Here is a 4,471-nt window from a genome sequence, read left to right as displayed (position 1 = left end):
CCGCTCCGGGCGGTCAGGCTTGATCCCTGCGCGGGTCGGGCTGCCCCGGAACCCCGACCGGGTCGCCCTGGTCGGGGTCGCCGGCCTCGCCCTTAATGTGATCTTGAAAGTGATCCTTGGTCGCTGGGTTACTTCATGGGGTCGTGGCCCCAGTTCATGAGGGACCAGCGCCACTTGGTGTCGCGGACGTCGCCAGAGGGGCGCTGGGCCATGTGCCGGCGGACGTAGCCGACCACCTTGCGCATGTGCTTGTAGTCGCCCTCGGACAGGTCGGCGCGCTTTCGACGCAGCAAGTCGACGATCTTCCGACCCGAGTCGTGGCCGACGGACTCGCCACCGCCGGAGCGGCCACCCTTGTGCCAGCCGACCTGCTTCGACTCGTCGGTCTCCAGCCAGGTCGACAACTCACGGGGCTTCATGTTCACCGCCTCGGTGAACTCCCGGTAGGTGTCCCGGCCGTCGTCACCTCTGCTCATGGCGCAACGCCTCCGGTCGGTGGGCCACGTCGCGGCCCGTACCGTCACTGCGGACCCGGTACTGCGGGTCGTCGGGAGCCGCGTTCACGGCCCGCCCCCGGATCCGAATCCGGTCGGTGATCTCCTCCTGCACCACGCCGTACGCGCGGCTTCCGTGGGCCGACCAGGAGACGTGGTCGCCCGTGTGGAACCTCTGCTCGGCCATGCGCCTCGGCTACCCGACCCGGTCGGGGTGAAACGGCTACGGGGTGATCTCGGCGATGGGCAGCTTGATGTCGAACGGCTCAGTCAGCTCGATCACGTCAGGCCCGTCGGCGACCAGCTCGTACTGCCGCTCACCGCCCGGCCCGACCCGGTCGCCGATCCGGTACGCGTACACGTGCACCGGGTCCTGCTCGATCCGCCAGTAGAACGCGATGCCGGCGGCGGCGTACTCCCCGGGCTTGGCGAACCGGTCGATCCGCCGCGTGCCCGGCGAAACGACCTCGACGGCGAGCACCACATCCTTCGGTTGCAGGATGGAATGGACGGACGCCACGCCGGCACGGTGCAACAGCACGTCGGGCTGTCGGCTCGTGTTGTGGCTGAGCTTGACACCGATGGCTTGGGCGGCGCCGAGGTGCTGCGGTGCGTGGCTGTGCAGCCAGAGCCACAACAGGCTGGAGATGTTCTGGTGGCCCAGGGTGGGGGAGGGGGTCACCTGGATAACTCCGTCGACGAGTTCGACGCGGGGGGCGTCGTCCGGCAGGGCGAGCAGGTCCTCCAGCGTGTAGTCGGCACGCTGCTGCCGCATCGGATCCGGACACCAGGGGCCAGGTGATGTCGGGATGGGCTCGGCGCTCATGCAGCCGAGCCTACCGGCGATCGATGGTATGCAGGTCGGACCACGGGTGCGACGCGGTCAATCGAGCGGCTTCTCGGTGACGAAGATGGCGGTGCCGGGGAAGAGCCGTCCGCGCAGCGGGCTCCACTGCCCCCAGATCCCCTCGTGTCCCTCCGGCCACTCCGGCTCGACCAGGTCCAGCAGCCGGAACCCGGCGCCGACCAGCTCGCGGATCCGGTCGCCGAGGGTGCGGTGCTGCTCGACGTAGGTGGCGACGCCGGTCTCGTCCTGCTCGACGTAGGGGGAGCGGTCGAAGTACGAGTGCACGGCCGTCAGACCGCCCTCGCCGGGATCGTCGAGGAAGATCCAGCGCATCGGGTGGGTCACGGAGAACACCCACCGGCCGCCCGGGCGCAGCACCCGGTGCACCTCGGCGAGCAGGGTCGCCGAGTCGTCCACGAAGGGGATCGCGCCGAACGCCGTGCAGGCCAGGTCGAACGAGCGGTCGGTGAACGGCAGGGCGAGCGCGTCGGCCTGCACCAGCGGTACGCGTACCCCGGTGCGGTCGGCGGCCTGCGCGGCGTGCCGCAACATGCCGGCGGACAGGTCGAAGGCGATCGGACGCGCGCCCTGGGTGGCGAGCCAGCGGGCGGCGGCCGCGGCGCCGCAACCCACCTCCAGCACCCGCCGCCCCGACACGTCGCCGAGCAGGCGGGCGTCGGCCTCGCGCAGCCCCTCCGGACACCAGACGAAGTCCACGTCGCCGAGGAACCCCCCGTGCTCGGCCTGGTAGTCGTCGGCGTCGGTGTCCCACCAGCCGCGGTTGGCCCGCCGGGCCTCGGCGTCACCCACCCGGCGCCGGGTCACCCGGCTGTCGTCATCCACGCGCCCACGCTAGGCCCCGGTCAACCCGATGGGGGCGGCGGCGCGGCCTGATCGACTCGGTTTCCGCGAAGTCGTGGTGCCCGGGCCGGTGGGAAGCGCTGATTTTCCGGAAACCACGTCGATGAGGCGTGGCGCGCGGCCCGTCCGGCCGGCCCGCCCAGCGGGGCGCCTGGGGCCGCTGTGACGTACGGGACAGGAGGGGTCGTTTCCGGGCGATTGTTCGGCTTTCGCAGGTCATGGTGCGGCGACGAGTCGGGAGGGCTTGCACGCTGTGGTAATGCGCACGGTAGGCTAGACGATGCGCTCGCGGATCGTGTGTCTCGGCAGGGAGCAGGTGCGCGGTCGACGGAGCACATCATGATCCCACTAGGTGATCGTTCGGTGTGCCCGGCGACGGATCCGCTGGCGCGAACAGGTCACCGCGACACCAGCCTGCTGTGACAACCCATCCGACCGGAGCAACCGCCCACATGACGAGCAGCATCGAGGCCCCCTCGAGCGCCACCCGGGTCACCCACGACGATCTCGGTTCCGAGGAGGCATTCCTCGCCGCGATCGACGAGACCATCAAGTACTTCAACGACGGCGACATTGTCGAAGGCACCGTCGTCAAGGTCGATCGGGACGAGGTCCTGCTCGACATCGGCTACAAGACCGAGGGTGTCATCCCCTCTCGGGAGTTGTCGATCAAGCACGACGTGGACCCCGCCGAGGTTGTGACGGTTGGTGACCACATCGAGGCCCTGGTCCTCCAGAAGGAGGACAAGGAGGGTCGTCTGATCCTCTCCAAGAAGCGGGCGCAGTACGAGCGGGCCTGGGGCACGATCGAGAAGATCAAGGACGAGGACGGTGTCGTCCGCGGCTCGGTCATCGAGGTAGTCAAGGGTGGCCTCATCCTGGACATCGGGCTGCGCGGCTTCCTGCCCGCGTCCCTGGTCGAGATGCGGCGCGTGCGCGACCTGCAGCCGTACGTCGGGCGTGAGCTCGAGGCCAAGATCATCGAGCTGGACAAGAACCGCAACAACGTGGTCCTGTCCCGCCGGGCCTGGCTGGAGCAGACGCAGTCCGAGGTGCGCACCGAGTTCCTCAACAAGCTGCAGAAGGGCCAGGTCCGCAAGGGCGTCGTGTCCTCGATCGTCAACTTCGGCGCCTTCGTGGACCTCGGCGGCGTCGACGGTCTGGTGCACGTCTCCGAGCTGTCCTGGAAGCACATCGACCACCCGTCCGAGGTCGTCGAGGTCGGCCAGGAGGTCGAGGTCGAGGTTCTGGACGTCGACCTGGACCGCGAGCGCGTCTCGCTGTCGCTGAAGGCGACGCAGGAGGACCCGTGGCGGCAGTTCGCCCGCACCCACGCGATCCAGCAGATCGTGCCGGGTAAGGTCACCAAGCTGGTGCCGTTCGGTGCGTTCGTCCGGGTGGACGACGGCATCGAGGGCCTGGTCCACATCTCCGAGCTGGCCGAGCGCCACGTGGAGATCCCGGAGCAGGTCGTCCAGGTCGGTTCCGAGGTCATGGTCAAGGTCATCGACATCGACCTGGAGCGCCGCCGGATCTCGCTGTCGCTCAAGCAGGCCAACGAGGGCTTCGTCGAGGGCGAGGAGCACTTCGACCCGACCCTCTACGGCATGGCCGCGACGTACGACGCCGAGGGCAACTACATCTACCCGGAGGGCTTCGACCCGGAGACGGGCGAGTGGCTCGAGGGGTACGACAAGCAGCGCGAGACCTGGGAGAACCAGTACGCCGAGGCCCGTCAGCGTTGGGAGGCCCACACCAAGCAGGTGCAGACCTCTCGCGCCGCCGACGCCGAGGCCGCTGCCAACCCGACTCCGGCCGTTCCGGCCGCCGGTGGCGGCACCACCTCCTCGTCCAGCCCGGCCCCGAGCCGGCAGGCCGAGGAGCCGGCCGGCACCCTGGCCACCGACGAGGCGCTCGCCGCTCTGCGGGAGAAGCTCGCCGGCGGTAAGTGACCCGCTGAACGACGAGGGGCCCCGTCCCCGCGATCTTTCCGATCGCCGGGGGCGGGGCCCTCGCCATACCCGCCCCCGCTCAACGCTGGCCGCCCGCGCCTCGCGCCCGCGCCCGCGCGTCGCGCTCGTGCCCGGCACCCCGCGCTGTAGTGGCCTTGCGGCAAGATCGCGCTCGATCGTGGATGTAGGGGCCTCTGAGCGGTCGGGATGCCACTACTTCCTGGACAACGCCGTTGCGTTTAGCGCCGTGAGCGGGAGGCAAGTCCTTTCTCGAAGAGTGTGATTTCGGCGTGGAAGCTGTAGGTCTGTGTGGTTGT

The 4,471-nt window shown here is 69.5% G+C and carries 5 protein-coding genes; 1 reads left to right on the top strand and 4 read right to left on the bottom strand.

Annotated features, from left to right (window positions below; genetic code table 11):
• Positions 1-128: 128 nt before the first annotated feature.
• From ABZU46_RS31120 to ABZU46_RS31105, 4 genes are all read right to left on the bottom strand, one after another.
• On the bottom strand, positions 129-476 hold the full coding sequence (locus ABZU46_RS31120; RefSeq protein ID WP_354863268.1) for a DUF3140 domain-containing protein: 348 nt from the start codon (positions 474-476) through the stop codon (positions 129-131).
• Positions 463-681, bottom strand: coding sequence for a DUF2945 domain-containing protein (locus tag ABZU46_RS31115; RefSeq protein WP_354863267.1), 219 nt, complete (start codon positions 679-681; stop codon positions 463-465). The genes ABZU46_RS31120 and ABZU46_RS31115 overlap by 14 nt, the downstream gene beginning before the upstream one ends.
• A 36-nt stretch (positions 682-717) precedes the next feature.
• The gene (locus ABZU46_RS31110) at positions 718-1,269 is read right to left on the bottom strand and encodes a Uma2 family endonuclease (RefSeq protein WP_354863266.1); all 552 of its coding nucleotides are present in this window, start codon (positions 1,267-1,269) and stop codon (positions 718-720) included.
• A gap of 108 nt (positions 1,270-1,377) precedes the next feature.
• Complete coding sequence (locus tag ABZU46_RS31105) at positions 1,378-2,184, bottom strand: class I SAM-dependent methyltransferase (protein ID WP_354863265.1); 807 nt, start codon at positions 2,182-2,184, stop codon at positions 1,378-1,380.
• A 470-nt stretch (positions 2,185-2,654) separates the two neighbouring features.
• On the opposite strand from ABZU46_RS31105, the gene rpsA reads away from it, so the two are divergent.
• Positions 2,655-4,154, top strand: a complete 1,500-nt coding sequence (rpsA, locus tag ABZU46_RS31100; protein ID WP_109819865.1) for a 30S ribosomal protein S1 — start codon at positions 2,655-2,657, stop codon at positions 4,152-4,154.
• Positions 4,155-4,471: the final 317 nt, after the last annotated feature.

Origin of the sequence: Micromonospora sp. NPDC005197 (assembly GCF_040608295.1) — a bacterium.
Lineage (GTDB): Bacteria > Actinomycetota > Actinomycetes > Mycobacteriales > Micromonosporaceae > Micromonospora.
This window is presented reverse-complemented; position numbering and strand designations above follow the sequence as displayed.